The 15,496-nt window shown below is 62.2% G+C and carries 15 protein-coding genes; 8 read left to right on the top strand and 7 right to left on the bottom strand.

The features are described from left to right. Window positions 1-52: 52 nt before the first annotated feature. From B597_RS42030 to B597_RS42020, 3 genes are all read right to left on the bottom strand, one after another. Window positions 53-637, bottom strand: coding sequence for a YajG family lipoprotein (locus B597_RS42030; protein WP_003292540.1), 585 nt, complete (start codon window positions 635-637; stop codon window positions 53-55). A gap of 434 nt (window positions 638-1,071) precedes the next feature. Further along, window positions 1,072-2,583, bottom strand: a complete 1,512-nt coding sequence (gene mqo, locus B597_RS42025; RefSeq protein WP_082321575.1) for a malate dehydrogenase (quinone) — start codon at window positions 2,581-2,583, stop codon at window positions 1,072-1,074. Between the two features lie 333 nt (window positions 2,584-2,916). Further along, a complete protein-coding gene (locus B597_RS42020) occupies window positions 2,917-3,204 on the bottom strand; it encodes a PA4642 family protein (protein ID WP_003292537.1) in 288 nt (95 codons plus the stop codon). Window positions 3,205-3,396: 192 nt separating this feature from the next. Between B597_RS42020 and dauA the strand changes: the two genes are divergently transcribed. Then, entirely contained in the window at window positions 3,397-5,127 is a 1,731-nt protein-coding gene (gene dauA / locus B597_RS42015) for a C4-dicarboxylic acid transporter DauA (protein WP_003292535.1), read from the top strand. Window positions 5,128-5,166: 39 nt separating this feature from the next. Here dauA and B597_RS42010 read toward each other — a convergent pair whose 3' ends face one another. Then, window positions 5,167-6,078: an SDR family oxidoreductase gene (locus tag B597_RS42010; protein ID WP_003292534.1), complete on the bottom strand. Its 912-nt coding sequence runs from the start codon at window positions 6,076-6,078 to the stop codon at window positions 5,167-5,169. Between the two features lie 695 nt (window positions 6,079-6,773). Between B597_RS42010 and B597_RS42005 the strand changes: the two genes are divergently transcribed. The 7 genes from B597_RS42005 to B597_RS41975 all read left to right on the top strand — a co-directional run bounded on the left by B597_RS42005 (window position 6,774) and on the right by B597_RS41975 (window position 11,868). Beyond that, a complete protein-coding gene (locus B597_RS42005) occupies window positions 6,774-7,361 on the top strand; it encodes an LOG family protein (RefSeq protein WP_003292533.1) in 588 nt (195 codons plus the stop codon). A 428-nt stretch (window positions 7,362-7,789) separates the two neighbouring features. Beyond that, the gene (locus B597_RS42000) at window positions 7,790-8,266 is read left to right on the top strand and encodes a DUF2726 domain-containing protein (RefSeq protein WP_003292532.1); all 477 of its coding nucleotides are present in this window, start codon (window positions 7,790-7,792) and stop codon (window positions 8,264-8,266) included. Between the two features lie 231 nt (window positions 8,267-8,497). Next, window positions 8,498-9,520, top strand: a complete 1,023-nt coding sequence (locus B597_RS41995; RefSeq protein ID WP_003295069.1) for a DUF5924 family protein — start codon at window positions 8,498-8,500, stop codon at window positions 9,518-9,520. 56 nt (window positions 9,521-9,576) lie between these two features. After that, window positions 9,577-10,092 (top strand): MgtC/SapB family protein, encoded by a 516-nt coding sequence (locus B597_RS41990; protein WP_003292531.1) that lies wholly within the window; start codon window positions 9,577-9,579, stop codon window positions 10,090-10,092. Between the two features lie 202 nt (window positions 10,093-10,294). Continuing rightward, window positions 10,295-10,633 carry an osmotically-inducible lipoprotein OsmE gene (gene osmE, locus B597_RS41985; protein WP_003292530.1) on the top strand — a complete coding sequence of 113 codons (339 nt, stop codon included), beginning with the start codon at window positions 10,295-10,297 and terminating at the stop codon, window positions 10,631-10,633. A 75-nt stretch (window positions 10,634-10,708) separates the two neighbouring features. Continuing rightward, window positions 10,709-11,107 (top strand): Rho termination factor N-terminal domain-containing protein, encoded by a 399-nt coding sequence (locus B597_RS41980; RefSeq protein ID WP_003292529.1) that lies wholly within the window; start codon window positions 10,709-10,711, stop codon window positions 11,105-11,107. A 227-nt stretch (window positions 11,108-11,334) separates the two neighbouring features. After that, entirely contained in the window at window positions 11,335-11,868 is a 534-nt protein-coding gene (locus B597_RS41975) for a ferritin-like domain-containing protein (protein ID WP_003292526.1), read from the top strand. Between the two features lie 106 nt (window positions 11,869-11,974). On the opposite strand, the gene lpxC is transcribed toward B597_RS41975, so the two are convergent. The 3 genes from lpxC to ftsA all read right to left on the bottom strand — a co-directional run bounded on the left by lpxC (window position 11,975) and on the right by ftsA (window position 15,485). Next, window positions 11,975-12,886, bottom strand: a complete 912-nt coding sequence (gene lpxC, locus B597_RS41970) for a UDP-3-O-acyl-N-acetylglucosamine deacetylase (RefSeq protein ID WP_003292525.1) — start codon at window positions 12,884-12,886, stop codon at window positions 11,975-11,977. 115 nt (window positions 12,887-13,001) lie between these two features. Then, window positions 13,002-14,189: a cell division protein FtsZ gene (gene ftsZ, locus B597_RS41965; RefSeq protein ID WP_003292524.1), complete on the bottom strand. Its 1,188-nt coding sequence runs from the start codon at window positions 14,187-14,189 to the stop codon at window positions 13,002-13,004. Window positions 14,190-14,237: 48 nt separating this feature from the next. Then, window positions 14,238-15,485 (bottom strand): cell division protein FtsA, encoded by a 1,248-nt coding sequence (gene ftsA, locus B597_RS41960; protein ID WP_003292523.1) that lies wholly within the window; start codon window positions 15,483-15,485, stop codon window positions 14,238-14,240. Window positions 15,486-15,496: the final 11 nt, after the last annotated feature.

Raw genomic sequence — 15,496 nt, 5'->3', positions numbered from 1 at the left:
CCCGTCTTGAGTAAGACGGGTTCATGCGTCATCCGAACGAGCCGGTCGCGGGCTACTCGGCTAGCAGCCGACCGATACTCTCGTCACGAAACACGCGGGTCAACGCGTCGCTCAATACGTCGCTGACCAGCTTGGTGTTGGTCTGCTCGTTGGGCGCCATGCCGAAACGCTGGTTCAGCGAAGCGCCATAGCGACCGCTGTAACGCTTGCCGGCATTCTGCACTTCGACTTTCAGCGTCGCGCCGATATTGGCTTCGGTGACGTACAACCCTTCTTTCGGCGACTGATATTTCAGATCGGCCAGCGTCAGGGTCAGCTGCGGGGCGTTGTAGGCATTCGGCGACGGCGTGAAGCCAAGCAGTCGAACCGCCGCTTCCGTCTGCGCCTGGAGCTTGGGGATGACCTTGGCACTTGGCACGATCACCGCGCTGGTTTCCGGATAGAGGCCGCCGCGGGTGCCCAGGGTTGGTGAAGGGCGCGCATCGACGACCCGTACCACCACGGGCTGACCCTGCCCGATAGGATTGATGGTGCCGTTGAGCTTGGGATTCGGATCGAGCTGCTGTGGGCTGTGAGCACAACCGACCAGACTCATTCCAAGAACGGTGACAAGACCGAACAACAGGCGTTGCAGCATGCTGTTTTTCTCCAGGGTTAGGGGCGACGAATGCTGCGCAGTATACCCAGCGCCGCCACGGGCCGACAGTGATGAGATGCAGACCGGCCGCCGCACGTTCCATCATGCGATTGTCACAGCCATCTGCGATAACCGCTGCATCACCGATTGCAACGAGCGCCTCCATGCTGGAGTTCCTGATGTGGCTAAGCCAGCGCACACCTCGCCACTTTGCGCTGCTCGTCGAACATGGACGCTTGCCGCATGCTGCCCAGCAGCGCCAACTGGGCCTTGGTACAGGAGGCGCACCTGGGCTGGATTGGCCGTTCACTACCTACCGAAAGCCTGCGCGCAGCCTGAACGGCCTAGAGGAATCGCATGCCCGGCCAGGACAAAAAAGCCCCGCACGATCCGTGCGGGGCTTCTCGTTCAGGCGCAACGCCAGTGACTGGGGCTCAGTACTGCAGACCCAGGCGCTTGTCCGCCATCTCGCTGATTTCACGATAGGCCGCCGCATCCTTCTGCAGTACGGTTTCGCGCGCCGGGAACATTTCCTGCAGCTTGCTCGTCCAGGCCTCGGAGCGATACTGCTCGGGGAAACAGCGCTCGAGCAGATCCAGCATGATCGAAACGGTCACCGAGGCACCAGGCGAGGCGCCTAGCAGTGCGGCGATGGTGCCGTCCTTTGCCGCCACCAGCTCGGTGCCGAACTGCAGGATGCCGCCCTTCTTCGGATCCTTCTTGATGATCTGTACACGCTGACCGGCGATTTCCAGACGCCAGTCTTCGGCCTTGGCCTCGGGATAGAAGCCGCGCAGCGTCTGCAGGCGATCCTCCATGGACTGCATCACTTCCTTGATCAGGTAGCGGGTCAGATCCATGTTGTCGCGGGCCACGGCCATCATCGGGCCGATGTTGCTCGGACGGATCGACAGCGGCAGGTCCATGAACGACCCACGCTTGAGGAACTTGGTGGTGAAGCCCGCATAGGGCCCGAACAGCAGGGACTTCTTGCCGTCGACGACACGAGTATCCAGGTGTGGCACCGACATCGGCGGCGCGCCGACCGCCGCCAGGCTATAGACCTTGGCCTGATGCTGCCGGACGATCTCCGGGTTGTCGCAACGCAACCACTGACCGCTGACCGGAAAGCCGCCGAAGCCCTTGCCTTCCTCGATACCGGACATCTGCAGCAGCGGCAGCGCGGCACCACCGGCACCAAGGAAGACGAAGCCGGCCTGCACCCGGCGCGAGTCGCCGGTACGGGTGTTCTTGATGTCGACCTTCCAGCCACTGGCCGTACGCTCGATACCGGTAACCTTCTGGTTGTAGGAGAGCTTGACGCCGGCGCTGTGCGACAGGTAGCTGAGCATCTGGCTGGTCACCGCACCGAAGTTGACGTCGGTGCCGTTCATGGCGCGGGTGGCGGCAATTGGCTCGTCGGCATCACGGCCCGGCATCATCAGCGGCATCCATTCGGCCAGCGTCGAGCGGTCCTCGCTGTACTCCATGTCGGCAAAGGCGTGATGGGTCTTCAGCGCGTCGAAGCGACGCTTGAGATAGTCGATGTTCTTGCTGCCACGGACGAAGCTCAGGTGCGGCACAGGATTGATGAAGTCACGAGGCGAGCCGAAGCCTTCGCGATCGGCGAGGTAGGCCCAGAACTGCTTGGAAACCTCGAACTGGGTATTGATCAGCACGGCCTTCTTGATATCGATCGGGCCGTCTTTGCTGTCGGGCGTGTAGTTCAGCTCGCAAAGCCCCGCGTGGCCGGTACCGGCATTGTTCCACGGGTTGGAGCTTTCGATGGCTCCGGATTCCTGCAGTTCGACGATTTCCAGCTTGATATTGGGATCGAGTTCCTTGAGCAGTACCGCCAGGGTCGCACTCATGATACCGGCTCCCACCAGCACCATATCCACTGCTTCGCTATCGTGTTGCGTCATCAACGCGTTCTCCAGAATCACAGCATTAAACTGTCGTGACCGCAGTACGCGGCCCCGTAAAACCCACCAGCCAGACGGTCGGGAACGGAGCATGTGCCCATACCGCTGCTCGGGAACATGTGCCCGAGAACAGGCAGCCACCAAGCTGCCTGCCAGCTGTCGGAAGGGCGGCTTTTGGCCTCCTTCCTCTCGCCGCCGCTCATCCGGAGCGGGCCTGACCCAGTGCTCTACGGGGGGATGCGGCGAGAAAAACGACTAAAAATCCTGTTACCGAACCTGGTTGCCACTATGCCGTTCGCATGATGCACGCAGGCAACCGGGCGGTACTTTCGATACCAAACGGCGCCTGGCGGTTCAGCCGCGCATGGCCTCGATCAGTTCGATATATGGCCTCGCATGACGCTGATCGGCGATCAGGTCGATGAAGTCTTGCCCCTTGGCATTCCGGGCGTCCAGATCGTACCCAGCGGCCACGAAGAAACCGAGGAAGCGCTCGAAGTCATCGATGCGCAGGCCCCGATAGGCCTTGATCAGTTTGTGCAGCGAACTGGGCGTATCGTCAGCCGGTTCAGGCTGGAGAAACAGCTTGATAGACTCATCCGCGATCTCGTCGCCAATCACCTGCTTCTTGTCTTTACGCATGCCGCCTCCGGTCCACGGGGTCTCACGGGGGCGGCAGTTTACTCTTCGCAGGCGGCTCACTCAACGCGCCAGGGCGGCTTGCGACCAAGGTCGTACATCACTGCGCCAGCATACCGGGCGATCTTCGCCACGAATAAGAAGATGCCCCAGCGCCTATAATGGCGCGCCAGGCCTACAAGGAGCGTCCCAGGCATGAAGTTTCCCCCTCTGTTCGCGGCATGGCGGCAGGCTCTGCGCCTGGGTTACGGAGCACGCGCGCTGCGTGGCGACATCAGTGCCGGGCTGACCGTGGGCATCATTGCCATCCCGTTGGCGATGGCCCTGGCGATCGCGGTGGGCGTGGCGCCACAACATGGCCTGTATACCGTGCTGGTGGCAGCCCCCCTGATCGCTCTGACCGGCGGATCACGCTTCAACGTCTCCGGGCCGACTGCTGCGTTCGTGGTGATTCTGCTGCCGATCACCCAACAGTTCGGCCTCGGCGGCCTGCTGCTGTGCACCATGCTCGCCGGCCTCATTCTGATTGCGCTGGGCCTGCTTCGCGCTGGTCGTCTCATCGCCTTCATCCCCTACCCGGTCACCCTCGGCTTCACTGCCGGCATCGGCATTGTCATTGCCACGCTGCAGATCAAGGATCTGTTCGGACTGACGCTCTCGCAGCAGCCGCAGCATTACGTAGACCAGATCGGCCTGCTGCTGAGCTCGCTCCCGAGTACGCAATTGGGCGACGCGCTGGTGGCCGCGCTCTGCCTGGCCGTGCTGATCATCTGGCCACGCTGGGTGCCGAAGATACCGGGCCATCTGGTGGCGCTGACCATTGGCGCTCTGGCAGGGCTGTTGCTGGAATCATCAGGACTGCCGGTGGCGACGCTGGGAGAGCGCTTCAGCTACACGCTGGATGGCGCGACGCACCCGGGAATCCCGCCATTGCTGCCGGACTTCGCCTGGCCATGGCTGCTGCCGGGCCCGGACGGCCAGCCGCTGCAGCTGTCCTACGAGCTGTTTCACCAGTTGCTGGCACCGGCGTTCGCCATCGCCATGCTCGGCGCCATCGAGTCGCTGCTCTGCGCCGTGGTTGCCGACGGCATGACCGGCAGCAATCACGAGCCCAACGGCGAGCTGATCGGCCAGGGCCTGGGCAACCTGGTCGCCCCGCTGTTCGGCGGAATCACGGCGACGGCCGCCATTGCCCGCAGCGCGACCAACGTGCGTGCCGGCGCGTTCTCGCCGCTGGCCGCCATCATCCATGCCGGCGTGGTCCTGGTCGCGATTCTCTGGCTGGCACCGCTGTTCAGCTACCTGCCGATGGCCGCGCTGGCGGCGCTGCTGGTGATGGTGGCCTGGAACATGAGCGAGGCGCCTCACGTCGTGCACGTACTGCGCATCGCGCCGCGCAGCGATGTGCTGGTGCTGCTGACCTGCCTGGTGCTGACCGTGCTGTTCGATATGGTGCTGGCGGTGGGTGTCGGTCTGCTGCTGGCGGCGGGCCTGTTCATCAAGCGCATGAGCGAGCTGACCGACACCACGGCACTTTCGCGGGATCAGCGGCAACTGCTTCGGGACATGCCCGAGCATGTCGCCACCTATGCCATTCGTGGCCCCCTGTTCTTCGGTGCAGCAGAAAAGGCACTGGGCGCGTTGCGGCGCTTCAATCCGGAAGTCAAGGTAGTGATCGTAGACATCAGCGCGGTCCCCATGCTGGACATGACCGCGCTGGCAGCACTGGAGAATGTACTGGTGGACTATCGCAGGCTGGGCGTTACCCTGATCCTCAGCGGCAGCAATGCACGGGTGCGGCTGAAGCTGCGCCGCGCCGGCATTCACCGCCTGCAAGGCCACCTGCTGTATGTGCGCGACCTCAGCCAGGCGCGGGAAAAAGCATTGCGCCTGCTACAGCCGCAGTCTGTAGCAGCGTCGACCTGATGCCTTCTGCCGGCAGGGCCGGCAGCAGCCCTAAGCTGATCAGTTGGCGTACTTCTGCAGGTTGACCATCATTTCCTTCAGCGCTTCGATGTTGTCTGCCGGGTGCGCAGCGTTCTCGAAATCGCAAATCTGCTGCCAATGAGCCGCGACATCCTCGGCATCGAAGCCTGTCTTCGGGTCGAAGCCCATGCCGAGGCTGCGCTCCCAGCGCACCTTGCCCATCCAGCCGCCACCGACTTCGAACAGACCGGAGGTTTCCTGGCACTGCTCGCTGGCCAGGTAGACGACCAGCGGACTGACCAGCTCCGGCTTGAGCTGCTCGAACACCTGCGGCGGGATCAGCCCCTCGGTCATACGCGTGCCACCGGTAGGCGCAATGGCATTGACCAGCACATTGTTCTTGCGCCCTTCCAGAGCCAGGGTGCGGGTCAGCCCGTACAGCCCGAGCTTGGCCATGCCGTAGTTCGACTGCCCGAAATTGCCATAGATGCCGGAGGTCGACGCGGTGAAGATCACCCGACCGTAGTTTTGCTCGCGCATGTGCGGCCAGGCCGCACGCGTCACCTTGTAGGCTCCCTCGACATGCACGCGATAGACCAGATCCCAGTCGGCGTCTTCCATCTTGTGGAAGGTCTTGTCGCGCAGGATGCCCGCGTTATTGACCACCACATCGATGCGACCGAAGGTATCGAGCGCCTGCTGCACGATCCTGTCGCCCTCGGTAACCGAATCGTGATTGGCAACCGCCTGACCACCCGCCAGGCGGATTTCCTCGACGACGCGGTCCGCGGCCGAGCTATTGGCGCCCTCGCCCTGAGCGCTGCCGCCCAGATCATTGACCACGACCTTGGCGCCATGACGAGCAAACGCCAGTGCGTGGGCGCGCCCCAGCCCACCGCCGGCACCGGTCACGATCACTACCTTGTCTTCGAAGCGGATGGCATCGGTCATGCAGAACTCCTTCAGCGATTGTTATGGGTCGGGTCTGGTCAGTGAGTGTCGACTAGGCCCAGGCAGGCCACAACCAACCCGCCATGAATGAATGCCCAGGCATAAGACTCGGGGATGCACGGCCGACGCTGACCGCGCCCCTGCTGCGGGTGAGCAGTTTTCGCTCACGCAGATGGCGCCCGCACCGGGCAAGGCCTGCGATACTGTGTACCCAAACTAGTCACAGAGTTTTCCACAGCTTTCGTGGATAACCGAAGCAACTGGCCGGCAGCACTTGCGCTCCATTCCGATCCACCCACCACTGTTCAGACCTCGCTGCAATGCGGCCTGCGGCCACACCCGAGGGCGCTGTACAAAAAACGAACACACCTCCAGAAGCCTCGCCACGCTTCGCCTACAGCATACGTTCCAAAGCTTATCCACAGCTCGACGCACAGATCCCGGGGATAACAGGCGGATGGAAACACGCTATCGCAGGCATGCCCAAAATCTAACGGCAACATGCATCAGCCCGACTTAGCATGAGCGTCTCAACGTCGAAGGAGATCGACCGATGACTAGCCGCATTCTGCTTGAGCGCCTGTTCGCCAATTACGCCTCTGCCAGCGGAGCCGCGCTGAACGACAGGTGATGCCTTGGCCGCTTGGGCCGCGCGGCGTAACCTTTGCGTCCACCCATATAGAGCGGAGCAAACGATGTCCCTGCGTTCCATTTGCGTTTTCTGCGGCGCCAGCCGCGGCGCCAACCCCGTGTATGAACAGGCCGCGCAGGATCTTGGCCGCGTGCTGGCAAGCAAAGGCATTCGCCTGATCTATGGCGGCGGCGCGGTAGGACTCATGGGCGTGGTGGCAGACGCCGCGATGGCCGCTGGCGGCGAGGTCATCGGCATCATCCCGCAGAGCCTGAAGGACGCAGAGGTCGGCCACACAGGCCTGACCCGACTGGAGGTAGTCGATGGCATGCATGCGCGAAAAGCACGCATGGCCGAGCTGGCAGATGCCTTCATTGCGCTGCCGGGCGGGCTGGGCACGCTGGAGGAGCTGTTCGAAGTCTGGACTTGGGGACAGCTGGGTTACCATCCCAAGCCGCTCGGACTGCTGGACGTCAATCGCTTCTATAGCAAGCTCAGTCACTTCCTCGATCATCTCGTCGAAGAAGGCTTCGTACGCCCCCAACATCGCGAAATGTTGCAACGAGCCGATCAGCCACAAACCCTCATCGAGCTCCTCGACGCCTGGAATCCGCCAGTTCAGAGCCGTTGGGCCAAGAGCGCTCCAAGCTGATGCGCGACTCAGCCTGGCTGCCTCATCCCCGACTGATCAAAAATTGTTCTTTTTACTTCAGCCCTTGCAGCGCGCCGCTTGCAGCCCGGCTTTACCAGGTTATACACATGAGCATCCACAGCCACGGTGGATAAGCAATGGCATGCCTCTCGCCTGCTACCAGAGCGGGCCGGGACGCAGGTTTTTCAGGCGCTTACCGGCGAAACGGACATTTTTTGATCAGGTCGGTCTGAGCCCAGTGTCACCTGCGCTGCAGCCAGCCACCCAACGCTTATCCACAGGACGGTGCACAGCTGACGTGGATAAAGCCTGCGAACGAAATGATCGACCAGGACTCCACAACGATAGGCGCACCTTTCCGCCTCCGGAGGCCGTGCAATGAACCTGCCCAGAAGACTTACAGCCGCCCTATGTCGAGACAGAAATAAATGAACTGGCTCGCCCTGACGCTGATAGCATTCGCCTGCTTCGTACTGGTATTTTTCGTCAAGAATCGCCAGCTCAATCACCCGGCACTGCAGTATCCCTATCGCTTGAAGGCGCCCCTGTTCCAACCCGCTGAGCGTGAACTGCTCGAGATGCTGCAATGCGCCGTTGGCGAGCGTTATTTGATCCTGCCCAAAGTGAGCGTTGCCGATGTCGTCGAAGTCACCGCCATCGCCCGGCGGGCCTACTGGTACCAGGCCACCAATCGGATTGCCGCGGCACGTTTCGATTTCGTACTGTGCGACAAGGTCGAGCTGACGCCGATTTGTGTGATCAATCTGGACGAACCGGAAGCAGACCAGGATTTCATGGATCGGCTATGCCAGACCGTCGGGCTGCCACAGGTTCGCTTGCCGGCGGGTGTGGCCAGGTCATATGCGCATGTGCAAGAAGCGATCGCGTCTGCGCTGCGTTCCTGATCATTGGCGGGAATGGCTGCGGCACCAGGCGGTCACATCCAGCATGACCTGTCCACGGCCCATCGCGGCAGCGCCACGCCCCGGTAATCGGGCACTGGCCAGGGGCGCGTCGAATGCCGCAGCGAACAGCGGCAGCGCAACTCGACGCTGCCTCCACTCATCAACGCGCCACGACTTCCCGGCAGGGCCCGATACCGCTGCCCGGCACGTCGTATCCGGACTCGAATTTTGATGCATTTCAAACGCCTGACATCACGCCTGTTCGAACTCGTCAGCCGGCTGATTCGCCGCTACCCCGGAACGGTCGCGCTGTTCGGCTTCGTTTCAGGGGTGGCCAGCTTCGTATTGGTGGAACGGCATGCCGGCCTGGCCAAGGTGGTGGCACTGGTGATGCTGGTCAGCTGGCTCTGGCTGGTACTGGAATCGAGCCTGCGCCGGAGCCTGGAACGCTGGTTCGGCTGGCAGGTGCCACCGCCGCTGCTGCGCTATGCGACCCAGATGGTGCATCAGGAAAGCCTGTTCTTCATCATCCCGTTCTTTGCCATCACCACCACCTGGAACAGCGGCCAGTCGCTGTTCACGGGCCTGCTCGGGATGGCGGCACTGGTTTCACTGATCGATCCGCTGTATTACAAATGGCTGGCGCCGCGACGCTGGGTCTATCTGGGCTTTCATGCCCTGACCCTGTTTGCCGTACTGCTGACCGCACTGCCGATCATCCTTCATCTTTCGACGCCGCAGAGCTATCAGCTGGCGCTGGTGGTTGCCGTGGTGCTGGCGCTGCCCAGTCTCAGCGGCCTGTTCCCACGCTTGAGCTGGCGCACCGTGCCGGGCATCGTGCTCTTGGCCATCGCCCTCGGCGGCGCGGGCTGGCTGGGACGAACCTGGGTGCCGCCGGCGACGCTATGGCTGACCGATGTCGCGGTGACCATGAGCCTGGACGATAGCCAGCGCAAACCGGGCAAGGGGTTGAAACAGCTGACCAGCACCGAGCTGAAGAGCAACGGCCTGTATGCCTATACGGCGATCAACGCGCCACGCGGCCTGAAGGAGCGGATCTACCACGAGTGGACGCACAACGGTCGACGAGTCGACCGAATCGCCCTGGACATCAGCGGCGGTCGTGAAGCGGGCTATCGAGCCTGGACACACAAGCGCAACTTTCCCGCGCAGCCGGCAGGCCGCTGGCGCGTGCGCGTCGTTACCGAAGCAGGGCAGATGATCGGCATGCTGCGCTTCCGGGTCTCCGACTAGAGAACCCTGTCCGCCGCCGCGACTCCAAACTGAACGATCCAGTATGGAGAAGCAACATGGAGTGGTGGACGATAGTCTCCAGCACCGTTGCCGCCGAGTTTTCCGACATCATCGACCTTGAGGACGCAACACGGGTCAGCAGCCGTCTGCTGATCGCGTCGATCCTGGGCGGGCTGCTCGGCTACGAACGCGAGCGCAGGCGCAAGGCCGCAGGGCTGCGCACGCACATGCTGGTCGCGCTCGGTGCCGCCCTGTTCGTCTTGGTACCGGTACAGGCCGGCATGACCCCCGAGGATATATCCCGGGTTATCCAGGGGCTGGTCACCGGCATCGGGTTTCTGGGCGCAGGGACGATCCTCAAGGGCAGCTCTGCGGAGGACGTCAAGGGCCTGACCACCGCCGCCGGCATCTGGCTCACCGCGGCTATCGGCGTGGCGGCCGGCCTCGGTCATGCCGCCACCGCAGTGCTAGGCACATTGCTGGCACTGGCGATCTTCGTTCTGATGCCTCGCCTGGAACGGCACACTGCACGGCGTGCCGCGCACAAACGCCGGGCAGGCCGCTCGGATTAGCACACGCTCGCGAGCCACTGGAAGGTTGCATCAAGCGCAACACGCGGACCCGCTCGGGCGCATCTTCGTTGCCAATCAGGCGCCGTCACACAAACCGCAGATTACACCGCGTGACCGCTGATAGCGTCGCCATGCCGCACATTGAACCTTGTCACCCACCCTATGGCCATAAGGATACGGCTCTCCGTCACGAGGAATTCCCATGTACAAGCGCGCCATTTACGCCATCGTTCCCGCAGTACTGCTCATCGGCTGCTCGGGGAACGTGCAGAACCCGGTGGACCGGATCACCTTCCGCGACGAGCCCCTGGTTCGTGACGTGGAGACCGGCATGTCCCAGGCGCAGGTCCTGGCTATCGGCGGTGAGCCCTCCAATGCCAGCGCACGCAAGAGCGCGCCTGGTCTGTGCCACGACTACATTCTCAATCGCGACGGCAAGCAGCAGCCCTATTACGTCAGCTTCGACGCTTCGGGACGGGTGGACGGCCAGGGTTTCCTGACCTGCACGCAACTCGAGGAAAACCAGCGCGACCTGCGCTAGAAGCGCCAACCGAGGCAGATCACTGCCGGTTTCCCTGACAGATATCCCCAATATTCTGCAAATGAGGATGCCACGATGCCGCAAGGAGACAAATCCAAGTACACCGACAAGCAACAGCGCAAGGCCGAGCACATCGAGGAAAGCTACGAGGAGCGTGGCGTTTCCGAGAAAGAGGCCGAGGCGCGCGCATGGGCCACCGTCAACAAGCAATCCGGTGGCGGCGAGCGCAAGGGCGGTTCCGGCCAGAGCAAGAGCGAGACCGCCAAGCGCGCAGACCGCAAGGACTCGGCCCATCGCGCCGCCGATGCGCGCGAGGGCAAATCACCCAACAAGGGCTCGGCACGCAGCTCCGGCTCATCCAGCACCAGCCTTGCCGACATGACTCGCGACCAGCTCATGGAAAAGGCCCGCGAGCGCGACATTCGTGGCCGCTCGAAGATGCGCAAGGACGAGCTACTGAAGGCTCTCAGTTGATGTTGCCAGCCGTGACCAGCCAGCAGCCTCCAGCGCTGTCGCCGGGCAACCCCAAGCGCGAGGACCCAGACGAGCCGGTACCCATCGATGAGCCTGGGCCTGGCCGGTCCGAACCTGAAGCTCCGCCGCCGGAAGAGGTCGCGGGCTAAACTTTTCGCCAGCATCCCGATCTCAATTGGCGAACCGTGAAGCACTGCACAGCGGTGCACCCAGACCAGGAGATGGCGATGAGTTACGTACAACTGAGCGACAAGCAGAGTCTGCGCGAGCGGGCCCGTCAACACGTCGAGAACGGCGCGGTCACCGAGAGCTATAGCGCCGACCGCGAGGTGGTGATCAATCTGCTGAACGAAGCGCTGGCCACCGAGCTGGTCTGCTACCTGCGCTACAAGCGCCACTACTACATGGCCAGTGGGCTGAAATCCAGCGTCGCCGCCGACGAGTTCCTCGAGCACGCCAACGAGGAGCAGGAGCATGCCGACCGTCTCGCCGAACGCATCGTGCAGCTGGGAGGTGAACCCGACTTCAATCCCGACAGCCTCACCGAACGCGCCCATGCTCAATACGCCGAAGGCAACGGCCTGCGCGACATGGTCTTCGAAAACCTTGTGGCCGAACGCATCGCCATCGACAGTTACCGCGAAATCGTCCAGTACATCGGCGACAAGGACCCCACTACCCGGCGCATATTCGAAGACATCCTGGCGCAGGAGGAAGAGCATGCCGATGATCTGGCAGGCTTACTGGATGGCATGAACTAGGCCGATCGCGCCGCCAAGGGCATTTGCCCCTTGCGGTGTCTGCTTTCGTGAAGGCGAAAAAAAGGCCACCCGAGGGTGGCCTTGAATCTAGGAAGAGAGGTACAGCTTAACCGGCTGCCACCGGACGCATGTAGGAGATCGGTGCGGTCTGCGGGTCATCGAAGGTCACCAGCTCCCACGCATCCTGTTGTTCCATCAGGGTGCGCAGCAAGCGGTTGTTCAACGCATGGCCGGATTTATAGCCGCGGAATTCGCCGATCAGGCTGGTGCCCAGCAAGTAGAGATCACCGATGGCATCGAGAATCTTGTGCTTGACGAACTCGTCCTCGTAACGCAGGCCGTCTTCGTTAAGCACACTGGTTTCGTCCACCACAATGGCGTTCTCGACGCTGCCGCCAAGCGCCAGATTGTGCGAGCGCAGGAACTCGATGTCGCGCATGAACCCGAAGGTGCGCGCACGGCTGACTTCCTTGACGAAGGAAGTGCTCGAGAAGTCCACACTGGCAGTCTGGGTGCGGCCTTTGAAGACCGGATGATCGAAGTCGATCTCGAAGCTCACCTTGAAGCCGTCGAAAGGCAGGAAGGTCGCGCGCTTGTCACCCTCCTCGACCGTCACTTCACGCTTGATGCGGATGAACTTCTTGTGGGCGTCCTGCTCCTGCAGGCCGGCGGATTGAATCAGGAATACGAAAGGCCCGGCGCTGCCGTCCATGATCGGCACTTCCGACGCGGAGAGTTCGACATAGGCGTTGTCGATCCCCAGGCCAGCCATTGCCGAGAGCAAATGCTCCACTGTGTCGACCTTGACGTCACCATTGACCAGCGTGGTGGACATGGTGGTTTCGCCAACATTCTCCGCCCGCGCGGGTATCTCCACGGGCGGGTTGAGGTCGGTGCGACAGAACACGATCCCGGTATCCACCGGTGCCGGTTTCAGGGTGAGATAAACCTTCTCTCCCGAATGCAAGCCGACGCCAGTGGCGCGAATGATGTTCTTCAGGGTGCGTTGTCTGATCATGGCCTTTTGCTTCGCTGTAGCACTAGTTGCGAATAGTTTTCAACAATTGGCGGCGATAATAGCAGATGCCAACTTTGCTGAACACCAATCACAACAATACTCCTGATAACTTCAATCAATCGGCCTGACGGCGCAGGAACGCCGGAATGTCCAGATAATCCAGATCCTCTTGCGGGTTCAGCTTGGCCGCGGTTGCGGCAGCGTGAGCCTGGTTACGCATAACGGTCGGGCGCTCCAGGTCGCGGTAATTGACGGCCGCGTGCTCATGCTGGCGCGGTGCCGGCGCGGAAGAAGCCGCTACGGTGGTCTGCATGGTGTTGTCCACCACCTTGACCGGCTTTTCATTGCGCGGACCGAGGCCGGTAGCGACCACGGTGACGTGCAGCTCATCGGCCATGTCAGGATCGATCACCGCGCCGACCTTGACGGTGGCTTCGTCGGAAGCGAAGGCCTCGATGATCTCGCCTACCGCCGCGTATTCACCAAGGGAAAGGTCCAGACCAGCGGTGATGTTGACCAGAATGCCACGTGCGCCCTGCAGATTGACGTCTTCCAGCAGCGGATTGCGGATGGCGGCCTCGGTTGCCTCGCGCGCACGATTGGGTCCGGTGGAGCAACCGGTGCCCATCATGGCCATGCCCATTTCGCCCATGACGGTCTTGACGTCGGCGAAGTCGACGTTCATCAGGCCAGGACGCTGCATGATGTCGGAAATGCCACGTACGGCACCGGTGAGCACGTCATCGGCCTTGGCGAACGCCGCCAGCAGGCTGGCGTCCTTGCCCAGGATGGTCAGCAACTTCTCGTTGGGAATCGTGATCAACGAGTCGACGCATTCGGACAGGGCACGGATACCCTCGTCGGCGACCTGCATACGGCGACGCCCCTCGAAGGGGAACGGACGGGTGACCACGGCCACGGTCAGGATGCCCATTTCCTTGGCGACCGAAGCGATGATCGGAGCAGCGCCGGTGCCGGTGCCGCCGCCCATGCCGGTGGTGATGAACACCATGTCGGCGCCTTCGAGCACTTCGGCAATGCGCTCGCGATCATCCATTGCAGCCTGACGGCCAATATCCGGGTTGGTGCCAGCACCCAGGCCCTTGGTGATGGCGGAACCAAGCTGCAGTACGGTTCGCGCTTCAACCTTCTTGAGTGCCTGGGCATCGGTGTTGGCGCAGATGAATTCGACGCCTTCGACGTTGTTGCGGACCATGTGGTTCACGGCGTTGCCGCCGCCACCGCCAACGCCGATGACCTTGATGACTGCACTTTGCGGGGTATGATCTACGAGTTCGAACATTTCCCTCTCTCCTTCCAGCTTTCTAGTTTTGGTGGAACAGCGCGCTGCTTAAAAATTGCCCTGGATCCAGCCCTTGAGCCGGTCCAGAACAGATGTCTTGGTGTCTTCGGCGAAATTGCCGAGGCCAGGCGTGGGCACGCCGTCGGCCTGCTTGTGCAGTCCGTACAGCAACAGGCCCACGCCCGTCGAATAGATGGGGTTGCGTACTACGTCGGCCAGTCCCTTGACGCTGTGCGGCACGCCCAGGCGCACCGGCATGTGAAAGATTTCCTCGGCCAGGTCGACGGCTCCTTCCATCTTCGCTGTACCGCCGGTGAGGACGATCCCGGCAGGGATCAGATCCTCATAACCACTGCGCCGCAGTTCGGCCTGGATGAGGGTGAAGAGCTCGTCATAACGCGGCTCGACAACCTCGGCCAGGGCCTGCCGGGAGAGTTCACGCGGCGGGCGGTCGCCAACGCTGGGAACCTTGATGGTCTCTCCGGCGCCAGCCAGCTTGGCCAGGGCGCAAGCATAGCGAATCTTGATCTCTTCGGCATACTGGGTCGGCGTGCGCAGCGCCATAGCGATGTCATTGGTGACCTGGTCGCCGGCGATCGGGATGACTGCGGTGTGGCGAATCGCACCCTCGGTAAAGATGCAGATGTCGGTGGTGCCACCGCCGATGTCCACCAGGCACACGCCCAGCTCCTTCTCATCGTCGGTCAGCACGGCATGAGCCGAAGCCAGCTGCTCGAGGATGATGTCGTCCACCTCGAGACCGCAGCGGCGCACGCACTTCTCGACGTTCTGCGCGGCGTTCACCGCACAGGTGACCACGTGCACCTTGGCCTCCAGGCGCACACCGGACATGCCCAGCGGCTCGCGGACGCCCTCCTGGTTATCGATCACGTAATCCTGTGGCAGCGTATGCAATACGCGCTGGTCTGCCGGGATTGCCACGGCCTGTGCAGCATCGAGCACACGCTCCAGGTCGGCAGTGCTGACCTCGCGGTCACGGATCGCCACGATGCCGTGGGAATTCAGGCTACGGATATGGTTGCCAGCCAGGCCGACGAAGGCCGAATGGATGCGGCAGCCGGCCATCAGTTGGGCTTCTTCAATGGCGCGCTGGATCGATTGCACAGTGGATTCGATGTTGACCACCACGCCCTTCTTCAACCCACGCGAGGGATGAGTACCGATCCCTACAATTTCCATCTCGCCGTCGGCGGTCACTTCACCCACCAGCGCCACCACCTTGGAGGTGCCGATGTCCAGACCGACGATCATCTTGCCGCTTTGCACGCTCGACATGTGTTTCATTC

Origin of the sequence: Stutzerimonas stutzeri KOS6 (genome assembly GCF_000307775.2) — a bacterium.
In the GTDB taxonomy this organism is placed as follows: Bacteria; Pseudomonadota; Gammaproteobacteria; order Pseudomonadales; family Pseudomonadaceae; genus Stutzerimonas; species Stutzerimonas stutzeri_B.
The sequence above is the reverse complement of the archived record's forward strand: the minus strand, read 5'-3'. Positions and strand labels throughout refer to the sequence as shown.